Annotated in this window: 15 protein-coding genes; 14 read left to right on the top strand and 1 reads right to left on the bottom strand. The window is 48.0% G+C overall.

The window, feature by feature from the left end:
* Window positions 1-4 precede the first annotated feature (4 nt).
* From betA to SSED_RS05740, 3 genes are all read left to right on the top strand, one after another.
* Window positions 5-1,699 carry a choline dehydrogenase gene (betA, locus tag SSED_RS05750; RefSeq protein WP_012141466.1) on the top strand — a complete coding sequence of 565 codons (1,695 nt, stop codon included), beginning with the start codon at window positions 5-7 and terminating at the stop codon, window positions 1,697-1,699.
* A 230-nt stretch (window positions 1,700-1,929) separates the two neighbouring features.
* Window positions 1,930-3,147, top strand: a complete 1,218-nt coding sequence (locus tag SSED_RS05745; protein ID WP_012141465.1) for a choline transporter — start codon at window positions 1,930-1,932, stop codon at window positions 3,145-3,147.
* An 18-nt stretch (window positions 3,148-3,165) separates the two neighbouring features.
* Window positions 3,166-3,870 (top strand): TorF family putative porin, encoded by a 705-nt coding sequence (locus SSED_RS05740; RefSeq protein WP_012141464.1) that lies wholly within the window; start codon window positions 3,166-3,168, stop codon window positions 3,868-3,870.
* A 133-nt stretch (window positions 3,871-4,003) separates the two neighbouring features.
* Here the strand turns inward: SSED_RS05740 and SSED_RS05735 are convergent, their stop codons facing one another.
* Window positions 4,004-5,311: a diguanylate cyclase domain-containing protein gene (locus SSED_RS05735; protein ID WP_012141463.1), complete on the bottom strand. Its 1,308-nt coding sequence runs from the start codon at window positions 5,309-5,311 to the stop codon at window positions 4,004-4,006.
* A 313-nt stretch (window positions 5,312-5,624) separates the two neighbouring features.
* On the opposite strand from SSED_RS05735, the gene SSED_RS05730 reads away from it, so the two are divergent.
* The 11 genes from SSED_RS05730 (at window position 5,625) to SSED_RS05680 (ending at window position 19,109) form a co-directional block, all read left to right on the top strand.
* Window positions 5,625-6,317: a 5'-methylthioadenosine/adenosylhomocysteine nucleosidase gene (locus tag SSED_RS05730; protein WP_012141462.1), complete on the top strand. Its 693-nt coding sequence runs from the start codon at window positions 5,625-5,627 to the stop codon at window positions 6,315-6,317.
* A 27-nt stretch (window positions 6,318-6,344) separates the two neighbouring features.
* On the top strand, window positions 6,345-7,328 hold the full coding sequence (locus SSED_RS05725) for a cobalamin biosynthesis protein CobD/CbiB (RefSeq protein ID WP_012141461.1): 984 nt from the start codon (window positions 6,345-6,347) through the stop codon (window positions 7,326-7,328).
* A 129-nt stretch (window positions 7,329-7,457) separates the two neighbouring features.
* Entirely contained in the window at window positions 7,458-7,835 is a 378-nt protein-coding gene (locus SSED_RS05720; RefSeq protein ID WP_041421997.1) for a DUF2721 domain-containing protein, read from the top strand.
* Window positions 7,832-8,458, top strand: coding sequence for a trimeric intracellular cation channel family protein (locus SSED_RS05715; RefSeq protein ID WP_012141459.1), 627 nt, complete (start codon window positions 7,832-7,834; stop codon window positions 8,456-8,458). Before SSED_RS05720 ends, SSED_RS05715 begins: the two co-directional genes overlap by 4 nt.
* A gap of 2 nt (window positions 8,459-8,460) precedes the next feature.
* On the top strand, window positions 8,461-8,934 hold the full coding sequence (locus tag SSED_RS05710) for a nuclear transport factor 2 family protein (RefSeq protein ID WP_398355938.1): 474 nt from the start codon (window positions 8,461-8,463) through the stop codon (window positions 8,932-8,934).
* A gap of 464 nt (window positions 8,935-9,398) precedes the next feature.
* On the top strand, window positions 9,399-11,987 hold the full coding sequence (locus tag SSED_RS05705; RefSeq protein ID WP_012141457.1) for a TonB-dependent receptor: 2,589 nt from the start codon (window positions 9,399-9,401) through the stop codon (window positions 11,985-11,987).
* A 223-nt stretch (window positions 11,988-12,210) separates the two neighbouring features.
* Window positions 12,211-13,248 carry a helix-turn-helix domain-containing protein gene (locus tag SSED_RS05700; protein WP_190273194.1) on the top strand — a complete coding sequence of 346 codons (1,038 nt, stop codon included), beginning with the start codon at window positions 12,211-12,213 and terminating at the stop codon, window positions 13,246-13,248.
* 115 nt (window positions 13,249-13,363) lie between these two features.
* Window positions 13,364-14,110, top strand: coding sequence for a c-type cytochrome (locus SSED_RS05695; protein WP_012141455.1), 747 nt, complete (start codon window positions 13,364-13,366; stop codon window positions 14,108-14,110).
* An 8-nt stretch (window positions 14,111-14,118) separates the two neighbouring features.
* On the top strand, window positions 14,119-15,372 hold the full coding sequence (locus SSED_RS05690; protein ID WP_012141454.1) for a cytochrome-c peroxidase: 1,254 nt from the start codon (window positions 14,119-14,121) through the stop codon (window positions 15,370-15,372).
* A gap of 1 nt (window position 15,373) precedes the next feature.
* On the top strand, window positions 15,374-16,903 hold the full coding sequence (locus tag SSED_RS05685; RefSeq protein ID WP_012141453.1) for a parallel beta-helix domain-containing protein: 1,530 nt from the start codon (window positions 15,374-15,376) through the stop codon (window positions 16,901-16,903).
* Between the two features lie 571 nt (window positions 16,904-17,474).
* Window positions 17,475-19,109 carry a peptide MFS transporter gene (locus tag SSED_RS05680; protein WP_012141452.1) on the top strand — a complete coding sequence of 545 codons (1,635 nt, stop codon included), beginning with the start codon at window positions 17,475-17,477 and terminating at the stop codon, window positions 19,107-19,109.
* Window positions 19,110-19,211: the final 102 nt, after the last annotated feature.

Raw genomic sequence — 19,211 nt, 5'->3', positions numbered from 1 at the left:
TGACATGACACAATCAACAACAGAAAAGTACGACTATATTATCGTTGGTGCAGGTAGTGCAGGCTGCGTGTTAGCCAACCGTTTATCGGCTGACGCAAATAACAGCGTATTACTGATTGAAACCGGCGGCAGCGACAGGAGCATCTTTATTCAGATGCCAACGGCCCTGTCTATTCCCATGAATACCCCAAAATATGCGTGGCAGTTTGAGACCGAAGCCGAGCCTCACTTGGACAATCGCCGCATGCACTGCCCTCGTGGCAAGGTGCTGGGTGGCTCCTCATCGATCAATGGCATGGTCTATGTCCGCGGGCATGCCCGAGATTTTGACGAGTGGCAACAAGAAGGTGCTAAAGATTGGGATTATGCCCATTGCCTACCCTACTTCAAAAAAGCGGAAAGCTGGGCGTTTGGTGAAGATGATTATCGCGGTGTTGATGGCCCACTAGCCGTCAACAACGGCAACGAAATGAAAAACCCGTTATACCAAGCCTTTGTCGATGCGGGTGTCGATGCCGGGTATATGGCGACCAGTGATTATAACGGCGCGCAGCAAGAGGGCTTTGGCCCTATGCACATGACCATTAAAAATGGCGTGCGTTGGTCAACATCTAACGCCTATCTAAGACCGGCCATGAAGCGTGAAAACCTCACCGTCATCACCCATGCCCAGGTACATAAGGTGTTGTTTGAAGGCAAACAAACCGTAGGTGTTCGTTTCGAACGCAAGGGCAAGATGACAGATGTGCATTGCAGCAAGGAAGTGGTGTTATCGGCAGGCTCTATCGGCTCGCCGCATATACTGCAACTTTCGGGTATTGGCGCCGCAGAGACACTTGCCAAGGCTGGCATCGAACAGGTACATGAGTTGCCGGGTGTGGGTGAGAACCTGCAGGACCATCTCGAGTTCTACTTTCAATTTAAGTGCCTTAAGCCCATTTCGCTCAATGGCAAGATCGACCCGTTAAACAAACTCTTTATCGGCACTCGCTGGATCTTGAACAGAACAGGCCTGGGGGCGACAAACCATTTCGAATCTTGTGGGTTTATTCGCTCTAAAGCGGGACTGGAGTGGCCGGATCTGCAATATCATTTCTTGCCTGCCGCCATGCGCTACGACGGAAAAGAGGCCTTCGCGGGTCACGGCTTCCAGGTCCATATAGGACACAACAAACCAAAGAGTCGCGGCGCGGTGAAAGTGGTATCGAGCGATGCCCGTGTTGCCCCGAGTATTCAGTTTAACTATCTATCCCATAAGGATGATATAGAAGGCTTTCGCGCCTGCGTTCGGTTAACCCGGGAGATCATCAATCAGCCGGCATTGGATGAATACCGAGGCGAGGAGATACAGCCCGGGACTTCGGTTCAAACCGATGAAGAGATCGATACCTTCGTCAGAAGCTCGGTCGAGAGCGCCTATCACCCCTCTTGTTCGTGCAAGATGGGAGAAGATGCGATGGCGGTGGTGGACTCAGAAACTAAGGTGCATGGTATTCAAGGACTTAGAGTGGTTGATTCCTCTATTTTCCCCACCATACCTAACGGCAACCTTAACTCGCCGACCATAATGGTGGCGGAGCGCGCAGCCGATATCATCTTGGGCATGACGCCATTGCCGGCCAGCAGTGCGACAGTGACCTTTGCTCAGCAATGGCAGCAAAAACAGCGGTTACGCGCACCAAAAAGACAACTCGCCTGATCTGTTTTTAATAGACAGATCGGCTACCCAGGTTTAAGGCCAGCCTAAGCCAATAAGGCTAAATGGCCCTAATCGCCACGTTTAATTTATCAAACCTTAACTGTCGTTAAAGCGGCAATTAAGGCTTGAGGGATTTTTGCAGCCAAAATTTGCTGCTCGCGGGCATAAAAAGAACGAAAATAAGGAACTAAACCTATGTTTTACGGAAAGATTAAGTCGGGAGTTCAATAATGACTACTTGGCTTACTATAGGGATATTATTTACCTTCGCCGCCATCGCCTTTGTGATTTATCGCTGGGGTAATGTGAAATGTGTCGGCGTCACACCGGTTCGTACCTTCACCTTCATCGCCATTTTATTTACCTCGGGATTAGACGTGGGATTAATCATGTTCCCGCTGACCGAATTTGGTGGCTATGCAGATATAGCAGCGAGCCCCGAATACGGCTTCAGCAACCCGTTGGCTATCGAATTTGGCTTCTGGGCATTTCTGATCTGGGCGTTTTACTTCTTAACCTGCTTCTATTTCTGTGTAGTCGAGCCACGAGTTAAGTTCTTCGAGATCCCATTGATCAAGTTCATCAACAACCTGGTCATTATCGGCACCTGCGCCTTTACCGCTTACCTCTTGCTGACCAACCTGCCCTGGTATCTGCCGGAAATGGGCGACGGCGAGACGATTGTCAGCAGTTTCTACCTGATAGTGTTTGTCGCTATTGCTGCCGCCGTCTACTCCAGCACCAGTATTCGCTACGTTCGCATCCTGAGCCTGGCCAGTACCTGGCTGTTCATCGGCTTAATTGGATTGATGTGGGCAGGCGCATTTTTGTCCGACGGGTCGGGGATCGGGGAGTTTGTGACCACCTTTGCGCTGATTGGTGACTACTTCGGCAATATCCACCACTTCGTACTACCCATGAATGATTACCACGAGTTCTACCTGTTCTGGTGGTTTGCCTGGAGCATCATGATTGGGCAGTTTACCTCACGCTTTGTGGGTGGCATGAAGACCTATCAGGTGCTGATCGCCATGATGGTATTCCCGTCACTGCCAATCGCCGTTTGGTTTACCGTGCTCTACTACTACAGCGCCAACGAAATCGCCACAACAGGTTTTTATAACTTGGCTATGGTGCTGGTGGGCCTCACCTTCGTGATCAATTCACTGGACTCGTTAATCCGACTCTATACCGACAACCTCAACCTCACGGTGGAGCGTTTCGGCAAGACCCGTTACATCATTGGCAACATCGTTCTGATGAGCGGATTGACCCTGCTGTTTAAACTGGATTTTTTACAAATTCAGTGGGTAGGTGCCTTAGCTATCGGTCTGATCTTAGCCTGCTTCGGTTATATCCTGGCAACTAAGTACAAGAAAGTGGCCGCGATTGAGCGTTCACCGACAGAAAATAAAATTGATTTTAGCAAAATTGAATTAGCTAACTAAAAAGAAGAAAGGGAAATGATGAAAACAACGATTAAAAATCTTGCGCTACTTGGCCTAATCGCTTTACCGACAACGGCAATTGCCGGGGTTAGTTCAACCGTCACCGCAGTCTCTGATTATACCTTCAACGGTGTAAGCCAGACAGACAATAGTCCGGCAATACAGGCCAGTCTCGATTATGCTTCAGATGCTGGCTGGTATGTGGGAAGTTGGGCATCAAACGTCGATTTCGGTTCGGGTGATGATACCTGGCTGGAGCTGGATTTTTACGCCGGTCACTTCCTCCAACTCTCGGAGCGAGTGTCACTGGATGCCGGTATCGCTTATTACACCTACCATGGCGACTCCTTCTCGGATGAGTACCAATATCCGGAGCTGTATACCAAGTTTGGCTATGCATCGTCTGTTGGGCAGAGTGAACTGAACTTCTGGTACACCTGGGATTACTTTGGCGTCGATACGGGCCATTACATCATGATGGCTGCACACACCTTTAGTGTCGCCGAAGGTCATGATATTCGTGTCAGTTTCGACCGCTCGACATCGCTCGATGAAGACAAGTGGGCATGGGATGGCGATAAGGCCTATAACCATTACCGCGCCGAGTATATGACAAGCTGGAAAGGCTTCGATTTTAATCTCGCCGTGGAAGATACCAGCATGGATACCGATGCCAGCGATACCCGAGCGGTATTGTCTGTGGCGCGCACCTTTGCTTTTTAAGCAGATCTAACCAAGCCTTAGTAAGGCGTTAAGTAATACGGTATAGCGCTTAGGCGTTATACCGTTTTTATTTAATAGATGCGTCCGAGATAGTTATGGAGAAGTGATAAGCCCAAGTCATTACAAGAGCACTTTATTCGGAATCGCTCCCACGTCTTAGCATCCCTTTATCGAACATCCTGTAACAAGCAGCCTTATCCTGCTTGGCCGCATACATGGCAATATCGGCAAATTGTACTATCTCTTTCCTATCCACAGAGTCCTCAGGAGAGACCGAAACACCGACACTGATTGATATATCTACCTCCTTCCCCTCTATACTCGCCGGATGCTTAAACTCACTAACAATGTTATTGACCACATTATGTACATCGGTAATATTTTTGATATCTTTTACGATAGCCAAAAACTCATCGCCTCCCACCCGAAATACCGTATCGCTATCGCGTACAGCATACTTAATACGATAAGCAGTTTCTTTAATCACTAAATCACCAACATGGTGTCCATGCTGGTCATTGATCTGCTTAAATCGATCGAGATCGATGAACAGGACGGCAATCATACCTCCGGACTCCTGTAATTCATCGATCGCAGTCTCTATCTCCTGGGGCATAGTTAGTCGGTTCTTTAGTCCGGTTAACTCGTCATGGTGAGCCTTGAAACCGAGATCTTCCTCTCTTTGATAGACCTTTTCGCTCATTACGAAGAAGGTTGAGAGTAAATGCCCCATCTCATCGTTTTTAACTACGTCGCTCACTTCCAGTTTATGCCCCTTCTCTAATTTCTTTACGCTGGAAAGTAGCAGTTCCAGAGGAGTGAAGAAACTGCGCCGCAAGAAGGAAACCGTCATGATGAACAGACCAATAAACAGGACAATCTCAACGACGATAAGAGTGGTTATCTGTGCCCTGTTCTCTCTGAAATCTCCTTTTCTCTGCTCTAATAAAACCGTTTCTGCATTGATAAACGAACTGAAGAGGGCTCTGATATCGTCCATATATTGCTTACCCCGGTTATCACTCACGATCTCAATGGCTGCCTCATTATTAACGCCCTGAACCAACTCAATCGTCTCCTCCATCTCCTGAAACTTAAGCTGCATTTTCTTTTCGATTGAATTCAAAATATCCTGCTGACCGGGGTTATCTGAGGTGAGCGCTTTTAACTTAACAAAGCTCTGCTGAGCGCTAAGAACGCCATTATGGTAAGGCTCTAAGTAAGCAGAGTTAGTTGTCAGCAAATATCCTCGTTGGCCGGTTTCAGCATCTTTCATCGCACCAGATAATATATGTGTTTCATTGAGTACTTCGTGTGTATGGATCACCCACTTCAGTTTCTCCTCGCCATAACTCTCTAGCTGGAAAGTAAATACAGAGTTGAAGACTGCAGCTAAAAAAAGTAAGCCCAGTAATAGTGATAGCTTTAAGCGAATACTCAACGTGACTCTCCCTTCATTTCCAAAACCTTAATTCCAATAAATTAAAACGGATAACGATTCGTGGTCTCTATTTAACGACAACAACATGAGGAAATTATAACCCAGCATCTCAGATAGTGTTGAAATATCACGCTATATTCAAGAGTAACAGTATGAACTGATTTAAAACGAAACCTGAAATGTGAGCCGGTTCACTATATATAAGATTAAGCTTGTGGAGTTAGTGCCTCCTGAGCAGCTGATTTTTCACTAAACCCGATACCCATGTTATATTAGCGCCCATATTCAGTCAGGTAGTCAAAAAGGTTATTAAATGAAAATCGGTATTATTGGCGCTATGGAGCCAGAAGTTGCGCATTTAGTTGAGTCAATGGAAAACCCAAGCTCTACAACAATTGCGGGTATCGAGTTTGTTGCGGGCCAGCTTGCAGGCAAAGACGTGGTTGTCACTCGTTCCGGTATCGGCAAAGTCACTGCCAGTATCGCAACCACATTGCTTATCGAAAAGTACGCGCCTGACGCAATTATTAACACTGGCTCGGCAGGCGGTTTTGCCGATGAGCTTGCTATCGGTGATATCGTTATCTCATCTGAAGTGCGTCACCACGATGTAGACGTCACAGCATTTGGTTATGAGATTGGCCAGATGGCGCAACAACCCGCCGCCTTTATCCCGGATACTGCACTCGTCACAGCTGCGCAAAAAGCCGTCGCGAGCCTGGGCGAAGTTAAAGCCATCGAAGGGTTGATCTGTACCGGTGACAGCTTTATCTGTGACCCTGTCCGTACTAAGACCATGTTAGAGCACTTCCCAACCATGGCTGCATGCGAAATGGAAGGCGCGGCGATAGCTCAAGTATGTCATCAGTTCGATGTGCCCTTTGTCGTTATTCGCTCACTCTCTGATAATGCTAACAATGACTCACCTGTCGATTTCGACGAGTACCTAGTTAAGGCGGGCCATCACTCTGCGTTAATGGTGATTGCACTGCTAGAGCAGTTATAATTTTTTAGTGCCATTTAGGTAAAGATCATGGTTCCAGAGTTTGCTACACAACTGCTCAATGACAGTCCTTTTTATCAAGGGGCCATGATCCTTATTATCAGCCTGCTGCTATCGAAAATTGCACCTCTACCCCGTGACTATCAACCTATCGTCTGGTTTGGGCTGTTAGCAAAAGAACTCGCAGCCAAGGTTAATCACACAAGTCGAGCACCATCTCAGCAACTCATCGCCGGTACATTAGCCTGCATCTTATTGGTCTTACCCTTTTCGGCAATTATGACCTTTCTTATGCAACTCGCCGCTTTTCCCTGGTTTTTTGAATTTATCGTCTTGTACATCTGTCTGAACGATGAGAACTTTAAGCAGACGGCCGTAGAGGTGAAACAGGCGTTATACCATGAGGAAAAAAACAGAGCCAGATCCATCCTCTCTCCCTGGCTCTACCGTGATACTAAGGAGCTTAGTGAAGTGGGTATTGCCAAGGCGACCATAGAGAAACTCGTCACCACACCGGTATATGGTACGGTGTCGACGATCATCTTCTTCGGTATCGGTGGCGCTCCTCTGGTACTCATCACCCGAATGCTCAAACAGCTGGAACTTTGCTGGCCTCCCATTAACCCCAAATTTGCCCACTTCGGTAAACCTGTTTACCTCTTGAGTACCCTGCTATTTATCGTTCCCAGCTGGTTATGGAATATCAGCATCGCGATTCAGGGCGGTCCTAAAAGCATCCTAAGCCTGTTTAAACCATTGCCCAACACCCAGCCCTTTCATAACTGTATCAATACCTGTGACATTGCTGCGAGAGTGCTGAACATAGAGCTGGGGGGACCGATGAAGTTCAACGGGATGAAGATCGATACTACAAAGCTAAGCTATGGACCAAAACCCGATGCACAGTCGATAACATCGGCCATCAGACTGGCCAATACCACTTACGGTATCTGGATCTTCTTCGTTGTATCCATGCCTCTTATCTGGGCAGGTTTACGCTATCTCCACACTTAGTATGACGGTCAAATATACCATTACTTCTTATTTACAAATTAATCTGTTTGGTATTCACAAAATCCATTGGTATTATTCACCTTATTAACCCCCTATTTCCGCTATAGGCAGTCGACTTTGTTTGAACATATTCATGTATCCTTAACCACTCCGGCGCTCCTGTTTCCGGCTATCTCACTGCTGTTGCTGGCGTATACCAACCGTTTTTTTGCATTAGCAGCCCTGATCAGAAGCCTGAGCAACAACGGTAAACCTGTTCATAGTGAGCAGCTAAAAAACCTACGTCAAAGGATCAGCATCATCAGGCGCATGCAGGAATCCGGTGTCATGAGCTTCGCGTTATGTGTCGTGTGCATGATCTTCATCTATGTCGGACTCAACAAGATAGGCTCGCTTATTTTCGGTTGTAGCCTGTTACTGCTGCTCTACTCTCTGCTTTTGTCAGTTAAAGAGATCCGCATCTCTGTCGACGCCCTAAACCATCACCTTAAAGAGATGGATCAATGAGCGAGTGGATCTACTTTTTCGATCTGTGTGGTACCGCCGTTTTTGCGCTCTCCGGTGCACTCGCTGCGGGCCGCCATCGGATGGACCCCTTCGGCGTAATAGTATTAGCCTCGGTCACAGCAGTGGGCGGCGGCAGCATTCGTGATGCCCTGCTGGGAACGACTCCGGTTTTTTGGATCCGCGACCCCAACTACATCATCGTCATATTGATCACTGTGCTTCTGACCATGCTATTGGTGCGAAAGCCTAAGAAAGTCCCACAGCATACCTTACCCATAGCCGATGCATTAGGACTCGCTCTTTTTACCGTGATTGGTGCCGAGAAGGCTCTCAGCCTCGAGTTAGGTGGCATGATAGCCGTGGTCATGGGCTTGATAACTGGTGTCGGAGGAGGCATTATTCGAGACTTGTTGTGTCGACAAATACCTATGATCTTAAGGACCGAAATATATGCAACCGCATCTATCTTAGGCGGGATCTGCTACAGCCTGAGTATTCACTTAGGGGCCGTCGACAAACAAGCCTTGGTGCTTGCGATTATCGTAGCGTTGGCCATCAGGCTGGCCGCGATAAAATGGCACCTTTCTCTACCTGCATTTGATCTGAAGACGAACAAACAATGAACTTGCGATATCTGTGGTTAATTTTTACTTTTTTCAGCGTACCTTCGATGGCCAACACCGGAGAGATGCCCATCGAGCAGCAACTGGCCGTGCGGTATGTTCAGGCATTGACCGATCACGACTACAAAACCTTGTTTAATTTTTACAATCGGGACAGTGTTTTTTATGACAGGACCGCGAGTAAGAAGTACACCGGCAGACGTCATATACTCAGCTTCCTGAAGCGCGCTCATCAGGGCGTACTCGAATATGGGTTTAATATTGAACATATGTTTAACTCGGGCTCCCTGGTCGTAATGATAGGCAACTATCACTATAAGGGTCCCGGTGAACAGTTTGGTAAACCCGGCAAAATTATCGACCTGGCCATTCCTGGAGTCACCACGGTAAAATTAGATATGGATACTCATAGAGTCAAGGAACATGAAGATCTGATGGACTACCAAACTATGGCGGATCAGTTGGCGGTTCAATAGCTTTCGGTAGCGAAATCGTCTCCTCCGCCACTCACTTATGCCCAATCAGATAGGTTTGTAGCGGTGGTATAGACAGCTAACGTGTTTAAATTAACACGCAACCTCACCTCCCCAATTTAAGCCTTAACTCCCTACCAAGCCTCTCAGCCCGAAAGGCTCTACCTATTATTCGGCCCATAAAAACTCCCCAATTGGTTCTTATTACAAAACATTCTCTTGGATGAGATGAAAATGTACTTCACTGCAAACTCCCCTAGCAAATATAAAAAACAATTGCTGTGTTTTTGGCCGTAATTCTGTCATTTTGTAAAAATAACTCAGACTATTTTAACTATTCGTCACTGCTTTTCAGGAAAACATGAGCAATTCAAATTCTTGATGTATATGTTGAATGTTAACGCAAGGTTAAAAGTGTAGATAAGTGCGTATATAAAAATTCCAATAATACGATACTGGGGAAAGTTATGAGATCTGATTACCAACACCTTTGCTCTTCTAAGATGCTAAAGAGAAGCAAAATTGCACAAGCCGTCCTTTTCGCTATATCAATAGCCCCTATCACTCTTCAAGCTGAAGAAGCAGAACCACCATCAGCAGACACTGATAGCTCCTCTTTAGAAGTGATCACGGTAACGGCGCAGAAACGTGTGCAAAATATTATGAAGGTCCCGGTAACGGTTGGAACAGTTTCAGAGAGCACCATAAAAGAGAGTAGCTCTATACTCCTCAGCGATCTGGACAAGTTTATTCCCGGATTTGATTTTAGCGATGCCAACATGACACAGGGTGGCGTAACCATGCGCGGGATCTCCAGTCCAAATATCAGTGTCGGTGGTGACCCCTCATCAGCCGTATTCTTCGATGATGTCTATATGCCCAGAGCGGCACAGAATGTCATCTTTTCCGACATGGAGCGCATAGAGGTATTAAAAGGCCCTCAAGGGACACTGTTTGGGCGTAATGCGGCCATGGGTGTCGTCAACATGGTGCCTAAAAAACCGATATCCGATCTGGAGGGCTTCGTTAAAGGCAGTTACGGTACCGATAACCTCCAGCGCTATGAGGGGATGATTAACGTCCCCTTAAGTGAAACATTCTTTATTCGGGCTAACTTCTTAGCTAACGCCCAAGATGGAATCGTCGAAAATGTAGCAGACCCAAGCTGGAACCAGAATAGCAAGATCTGGGATCTCGGAGAGCGGGACCATAAGGCCGCCAGACTCTCTATGCTCTGGAAAATCGCCGATTCAACCAACCTCCAGCTCTCCTACGATTGGGACGATCTGGAGCAGGGTCCTCCGATGGCGATAGGCATTAGTGAATATGCTTACAATGGCGGGAAAACCCCATTTGCAGATAAAGCCGAAAATGATGTTAAAAATGGCGTCGAAGCGCGAGACATGTATGCACTGACCGCCAAACTTAATCATGACTTTAACAATGAATGGTCGATGAAATATATCCTCAGCTACCGGGATTGGGAGACGGTCAACCGTGAAGATGAGGATGGTACGGCTGACATCACCCGCTACTTCGACACCTCAAATAATGAAGACTCGAGCATCATCTACAGTGAGCTGCAGCTCAACTACATCGGCGGTAGAGTCAATGCAGTCGCAGGCTTCTCCTACTCTAAAGAGGATGTTAACCAAAGAACCGAACTTAACCTGACAGCAGATACCGCGGCAAGAATGATAACCTCAGAGCTTAACGAGCAGATTGGCGGGATAATGTCGGGTCAACTCGAAGCCATGCTAGGTGGCAACACCGACGCCCATGCGGAAGCGGCATTTGGCCCAGGCACGACCTTTGCCGGCGTCGTCGACAGCATCTACTCCTCTTCCGGGTTCCCGATGGATCACCTCTGGAACGCCAATGAGTGGGCCAATGTTCTGAACGTACTCGAGTTCCCCGGCTCCCCCTACTCACCAGAGATGGTCGAAGCTACGGGCGATATGACCTATGACGCCGTATCAATGGCCATGGGGATCCCGGAAATTTTTGGGCCAAGCTTTGCCGGTCAGTGGTGGCAGGAGAATATCTATAACAGTGGTGATTTTACGAACTGGGGAGTCTTTGCCGATGTCGATTATGCCCTCACCGACAAGTGGAATATCATAGGAGGTCTGCGCTATTCCAAAGATCAAAAAGAGTTTAGCTGGTATATCCCTAAAACCACCTTCGCCCAGGTGCGTGAAGGGGTCAGTAATATCTTGTTCGATGAGGTGGATATGAGCAGCTCTGACTCATGGGATGAGATAACCGGGCGCTTGGTGACCAGCTACCAGCTCACCGACAGGCATATGGTATTCGCCTCATACTCAACGGGCTATAAATCGGGTGGCTATGACTCACTGCAACCCAGTACAGAGTCATTCGCACCGGAGAACACGACTAACTATGAGGCAGGTTACAAAGGGATCATCTCTGACTCCCTGATAGCCAACATCAGCGCCTACTATCTGGAGGTCGATGGTCTTCAAACGACGGTATCTTCACAGCGGCCTGACAGTACAACGGCTGTGCCCTTGATCATCAACCTGGATAAGGAGATAACAGGCGTAGAGTTAGATCTTCGCTGGATGGCAACCGATAACCTGACACTCGGTGTCGTTAGCGAAGTACGAGCCACTGACACTTATAACCCTGAGTTTTACAACTCGGTTGGCGAACTTGTACCAGCTGAAACACGCTCCGAAGATCCCGCTTTAAACTACACATTAACCTTAGACTGGATGCCAGACTTTGGAGTAGGAACCACCAACCTACATCTGGACTATCAGTTTGTTGAAAATACCAACGCTGACGAAGTGGGACTGGAGGATTATAAGAAAGCGATACCCGAATATTTCAAAGATATGAAGAATCTCAGTGCACGACTCTCATGGACTGACGACAGTGAAAGTCTCGAGATCGGACTCTGGGGACGCAACCTGCTCGACGAGAGATATATGGAGTCACTGGGCGGCTTAGCCGTGGATTATCTGGGTACACCACACGGTAGAGTTAACCGTGGATTAGAGACAGGAATTGATCTGCAGTACACATTCTAACGAGCCTGAGGCCGGTATTCTGAAGCCTGATGTACTCATCAGGCTTCTTTGCCATCTAAAATAGTGACAGTTGCAATTACAAACTTAAACCTGTTAGGTTGAGGGAAAAGATAATAAATGGTTAACCATCAAGTTCTGCCTAGGCGTTAATTCGAATTTTCAGGTTAACTCACAATAACCCAATTTGAATCGGGCCGAATCCATGTATGAATTGCAGCATTTTTTGTCATCTATCGCTTTCTCTCAAATGCTTATCTGTAGTCTGTTACTGCTCCCTCAATGGAGAGAGAATCACTCCGTTCGCCTGTTTATTCTGCTGATGTTAGCCAGCTCCTGCTACCTGCTTGGCGAGGTGCTCGAGCCCGCCAGCCTACACTCACCCCTTTGGTGGATTGAGCTCATCGGTGGCAATGCGCTACCCGGTCTGTTCTGGCTTGTTAGCCTAAGTGTTTTCGGAGAACATATTGTGCTTAGGAGGTGGCAATATGCCTTAGCATCACTCACCTTAGTCATTCCGTTAAGTGTCAAACTGCTGGAAATTACCTTCTCATTTAAACTAAACACCTCCGTTGCCTTCAATGGTTTTATTCACTACGGTTCACTGCTGCTAGAGCTGATGCTTATCAGCCATGCACTGTTAATCGCAGCGCAGCAGTTACGGGACGATCTGGTTCAAAACAGACGCTATATTCGTGGCGCAGTGATCACCCTATCGGCAATCTACATCTTTCTTGTGATCTTAATTGAGCAAACCTTCAGAGTTCAGTGGGCCGGACTCGATCTGCTTAAGGGGGCAGGTCTTGCCCTATTGATGACGGGAATAAACTTTTTCCTGTTTCGTCTGCGCGAATCGAGCCTGTTTGAAACAGAAAAACCAAAGGAGCAGCCGACAGAAATTCAGAGCAAGCCGCCATCTAAGGAGCTGGAGCAGATCCTCAACGCGATGACCGAAGATAAGCTCTATCAACAGGAGGGGATCACCATTGCCACATTAGCCAAACATCTCTGCATCCACGAATATAAGCTGCGACATCTGATCAATCGCGAAATGAATTTCCGCAACTTTAATGATTTTCTCAACCACTACCGCATCAAAGAGATCACCGGGAAACTTGAACAGAGTGAGTTCAATCAAACTCCGGTGTTAACCCTGGCATTAGAGAGTGGTTTCAGAAGTTTAAGCTCATTTAATAAGGTATTTAAGACGACCCATCAGCTCACTCCCACCGAATACCGTAAAAGAGCAATCGCTAACGCTTAATAAATCCTGTTATTGCTGACGTTTTTCAAAAATTCGTCAGCATTTTTCGAAATAGATAAGCTTTCCCTCCTCCCAGTCCATATAGTGAATTAAACGTCTCCTATAGGGTTTCACTATGTTTTTCAATATCACAACGACAAATAAAACAGCCCCAAATGGCTCCGGTTATCGCCGGGGATTAAACGCCTCTCTCGGTCGATATATGGCAATAGCACTACTGCTATTCATCGCTCCCTTTCGGGTCATGGCCGGCACACCGATACAGCTAGCCTCAGCAGCTTCCCCAGAGGGGGGAGTAAAACTATTTAATCAATGTGTGGCATGCCATGGCGCTCGGGGAGAGGGTAATGCGCTCCTGAAAGCACCGGCAATCGCCGGACAAGCAGCATGGTATACAGACAGACAGCTCAACAACTTCATTAATGGACTCAGGGGAGCTCATGAGGAAGATATCAATGGCAAACAGATGCTAGCCATAGTCAAAGGACTAAGTAGGGATGATATTCCAGCTTTAACTGCCTATATAGAGTCCCTGCCTCGACCAGATGCTCAAGACAATGAAACTATCGGCCAAACGACAGGCTCTCTTAAGAATGGCAGCCGTTATTATCAAGGCAAGTGCGGCGCCTGCCACGGTGGACAGGCCGAAGGTAACCCGCAATTTAACGCTCCCAGACTGACCCATCTCTCCGCCAGCTACCTACACAGACAATTAGCTAATTTTACTCAGGGGATCCGTGGGAATCATAGCGAAGACAAGCTAGGAATGCAGATGGCTATGATGGCCAAAACCACATCCGGCGATGAGCTCAACGATATCGTCTATTTCATTACAACCCTGTCGAATAATGAGCAGAAGTAGGAGTTATCATGAGAGCCATCATCAATATCATCTCACTCGCTACATTAGCTCTTACACCCGGTGTCCTCCTGGCGCTAGAGGCTCAGGAGGTAGAGCTGCAAGGTACGCCGTTTACTCTGGCAGAGAGCTGCCCCCCCAGTTTTGAGTTGATCAAAGAGGAGGAGGAGAAGGATCGCTGCCGCCTGGTCAATCAATATCAATTTTATGACTCGGTTCAGGGGCGCGGACTTGGGGGTACTCAAACTTCACTGCCCAGACACAGAGATGGCTTCACTCCCGAGCAGATCGATCTCGGCCGATACCTGTTTTTCGATCCGCTACTGTCAAAAGATGGTTCAATCTCCTGCGCCAGCTGTCACCAGCCGGAAAAGGGATTCAGCGACGATCTGGACAGAAGCATAGGAATTACAGGTGAGAAAGTCGGCCGAGGGGCTCCGACACTGTGGAACGTCGCCTTTCTGGACAAGTTCTTCTGGGATGTGCGTGCAAAGACCCTGGAGGAACAGGCCCAGGGACCGCTGTTTGACCCGGGCGAGATGGGCAATACGCCCGAGAATCTACTGCAAACCCTGAGGGAGAATGGCAGCTACCCTTCAATGTTTGCTCAGGCCTTCCCGGAAGCTTCCCGGTTAGAACTTTCACAGGTCTATACTGCGATAACCGCCTTTCAGACGACACTTATCTCACTCAACAGTCGCTATGATCGCTACGCCCATGGCTATCACGAAGCACTGACGGAGAATGAGATCTTAGGGTTGAATGTATTTCGATCCTTCGTCGCCAGATGCGCCGAGTGCCACCAGCCTCCTCTGTTTACTAATAATCAGATAGCCGTAATAGGCACCCCTGAGCCGCAAGGTCGTGCGCTCGACATAGGTGCAGAGAAAACCTATGACGCACCAAAACTTCGTGGCGCCTTTAAGGTTCCAACACTAAGAAATATCACAAAATCTGCCCCGTACATGCACTCGGGGCGATATAGCAAACTCAGAGATGCGGTCAAATTTTATAACGATGGACGTGGCAACTCGATACCGGATGGGGAGAGTATGTTACTGCACTGGCATATCTCTGAGCCCGATCTCACCGATGATGAGCTGGACCGTATTGTCGACTTTCTCGGCGCATTAACTGACGAGAGCCTCACCCCTAAAGTTCCACAGGCGGTCCCATCGGGACTCGCGGTAATCGATGAAAAATACCAACAGGAAAAAATAAAACAAAACCCGAGCAGTAAAACTAAAAATCAGAGCGGAGAATAAGATGAAATCCGGAAAAATTATAACCACAATTCTGATAGTTGCAGCCTTTACTGGCGGTGCCTATTACGGCGGAAACAGCAGTGCGCCAACCATAACAGACAGCAAGGGTGGAGCAAGCTATGGCGGAGGTTATGACCGCAGTGCCGATAGCGATGCCAGCTCATCGACTCAAGTGGGTAAAAAAAGCGCCGCCGCTAAACGAACCAAACAGGGGAAAACCCATGTGATCGATGATGGCGACAGCATCATGGAGGCGGTAAAGCTGGCCAAGCCGGGCGATACGATTCAGATCATGCCAGGCACCTACCATGAAACCGTCTATATCGATAAAGACGACATCCATATCATAGGCGTAATTAAGGAGGGGCAACGCGCCACCTTAGACGGTCAAAATAAGTTAAATGACGCCATCCTCTATTCCGGCAACAACGTGATCGTTGAGAACCTGACCATAACCCGCTACAAGGGCAACGGCATCATGGGGCAAGCGGGTAACAACTTCGAGATCCGCAATAACATCATTGTCGATACCGGCGTCTATGGGATTTTCCCTCAGCTGGGTAAGAACGGTATCGTCGAATACAATGTGATCTCCGGTATCGAAGATGCAGCCATCTATGTCGGCATGAGTGACAACATCCATGTGGCCTATAACGATGTGTTCGACAGCGTCGCCGGCATCGAGATCGAAAATTCACGCCATAGCATAGTCGAAAATAACTTTGTCCATAACAATACCGGCGGGATCTTAGCCTTTATCACGCCGGGGCTTCCCATCAAGACCACCACAGATGTGATCATTCGTAATAACTTTATCACGGGAAATAATCATAAAAACTTCGGTGCCCCCGGCTCAACCGTTGGCGGGATCCCGGCGGGTACAGGGATCTTAGTTATGGCTGCGGACGAGGTGGTCATAGAGGGAAATATTATCTCAGATAATAAGACTGCGGGGATCTTAATCACAGATCACCATAACGCACCCAATGTCACCATCGACCCTGAGTCCGATCCAAATCCGGATAACATTATGATCTTAGACAATATGATGATCAACAATGGTTATGACACCATAGATGAGGTCAAGGCATTGATGTTGACTGAGTTTAAACAGGGCAACGCCGATATCGTTCGGGTTGGTAACAGCAGCAGTAGCTGTATCATCAACCGCCACCGCTACACGACAGTTGGCGTTAGCAGTTGGGATGAATGTAGCTTCACCCACACCTCAGGCATTGACAGCTATCTTTTGGATGAGCCGGTCCCCCCTCGTAACATTGACCCATCCGAACGTGGGAAAGTGGTCTACATGGGAATTTGTGCAGGCTGTCATACCTATACAGGCAGGATGATCGGCCCACCGGTACAGATCATTCAGGCGTTATATATGGATAATCCTCAGGGAATCGCCGACTTTATCGCCCACCCGATTAAGAAACGAGAGGACTATCCTGAAATGCCGCCTCAGGACTACCTTGATGCAGAGACTCGTCTCGCTGCCGCTAAATATATGCTAAGCCGTAAGGGATAAATGTTCCAGACACTAAGCCTGAGCTATACCATCCATGGTGCTAAGGCATAAATGTTCCAGACACTAAGCCTGAGCTATACCATCCGTGGTGCTCAGGCATAAGTGTTCCTGACACAAAGCCTGAGCTATACCATCCATGGTGCTAAGGCATAAATGTTCCAGACACTAAGCCTGATTCAGCCGTCCCCTACACAGATGGCTGAATCAGGCTTTCTCCTTCCCCGCCAAAACAGCGCAGGGCCATAACCATCGACTAGTATTATACCAACCCTACTAAATATGTGATCTTTCAGCGGGAGTTCAAAGCGCTGTAGGCAAGGCGGATGCTTGAAGCTAATCGTTATTCTATATCAAAAGCATCTCACGCAGCATAAAGTGCTTTGAAACCCGCACTAAGTGAGCCTCTCAGGCATTCCGATTCTGTGTTGCATTGACTTAAAAGGGAATAACCATTTCTTCATCAATGCGCCTTGAATTGAAAAGCCTGAATGGCTCTGAACTGCTCACCTATTTAGTGAGATTGGTATTAGTACTACAGCCATTTTTGTACTTATGGTTCAAGGAGCTGTTTATGGAGTCGGTGCCAAAGCTTCCCGAAGAAAATCAGCTAGCTAACGAAGAGTTATTTGGCCACCCCAAAGGCTTGTATATCTGTTTTACCACAGAGATGTGGGAGCGGTTTTCTTTCTATGGCATGAAGTATCTGCTACTCCTCTATCTGACCAAGTATCATCTGTTTTCCGATGGTGCCGGGTTGGAAGTCTTAGGGGCCTATGCCGGCCTGGTTTACTCATTACCGGTTATCGGTGGCATGTTGGCCGACCGATATTTAGGCATGCGTAAGGCTGTCATATTCGGCGGAATATTACTCTGCATAGGGCACTTTTTGATGGCGGTTGAAGGTCATCAGGCCATACAGTACGCCGCCGGTACTGAGCTCATCTCAGATATCACACTCAGCGACGGAACAACTCTGGTGGCCGGAACTGTGTTGACCGAAACGATTCAAATTCGTGATTTAGCTGCCCTTAACATCTTTTATCTGGCCTTAGCCTTGATTGTTGTCGGTGTCGGTTTTTTAAAACCCAATATCTCCACCATAGTGGGTCAGCTCTATGACAAAGATGATGTCCGTCGAGACTCCGGCTTCACCATTTTCTATATGGGGATCAATATCGGTGCCTTCGCCGCGACCATTATCTGTGTCTATCTGGGCGAGACATTCGGCTGGGGCTATGGCTTCGGCAGCGCGGGGGTCGGCATGCTGTTCGGTTTATTTACCTTCCTCAAGGGGCAAAAATACCTGAAGGGTTTAGCCGAACCCAGCGATCCGCAGCTTCTGACAGAGAAAGTGCTGGGGCCCATCAATAAGGAACAGCTTATCTACCTCATAGCTTTGATGAGTCTGGGGCTGATCTGGCTGATGCTCCAACATGAAACCCTTGTTTTTGCCGCTCAGCAGGTCGTATTACTGGCAGCCGGCATAGGGTTAATTGGCTATGCCGCGTTCAAAGGCACCCGGGAGGAGATGCACCAGATGAGCGTACTCATGGTGCTCATCGCATCGACGATAGTCTTCTGGGCACTGTTTGAGCAGGCGGCTGGCTCGATGACCCTCTTCGCCGATAGGGTGATCGACCGCAATATCCTGAATATTGAGATAGCAGCGGGTCAGTTTGGCTCCCTCAATGCCGGATTTATCATGCTACTGGCCCTGCCCTTTGCGGCACTTTGGGTCTGGCTCGACAAGTTCAACCTGAACCCCAATATCCCGGTAAAGTTTGGCTTAGGTATCATTCAGGCGGGACTGGGATTCGGTGTACTGGTTCTGGGATCCAATTTCCCCGATGAAGCGGGAAAAATGAGTCTATGGTGGCTGGTGCTGGCCTACCTGCTCCATACAACGGGTGAACTATGCCTGTCGCCGGTGGGACTGTCTGCGGTGACAAAACTGGCTATTCATAAGGTGGTCGGTCTGTCTATGGGGGTCTGGTTTCTGGCCATGGCGCTATCGGAAACCTTGGCGATGCGCTTAGGACAGCTCACGGCCATCGATATGTCCAGCCCTCAAGGCATGGACATAGCTCAGACTAGTGCGACTTACATACAGCTATTTGAATTCTTAATGTGGACCGGCATCATCTGTGGTGCCTTCATCATTATTATCTCACCGATACTGACGCGGGGCATGCATGGGGTCCGTTAATCAAGGGCGGGATCAAAAACGGCCTGTATAGACAGGCCGTTTTAACGTTTATTAAGCTGTAGTGGCTAAGGACTTAGCCCCAGCTCTTTAAACCAGAACTTT

This window comes from Shewanella sediminis HAW-EB3 (assembly GCF_000018025.1).
GTDB classification, from domain to species: Bacteria; Pseudomonadota; Gammaproteobacteria; order Enterobacterales; family Shewanellaceae; genus Shewanella; species Shewanella sediminis.
Note: the sequence above shows the minus strand (reverse complement) of the source record. Positions and strands in the feature narration are given on the sequence as shown.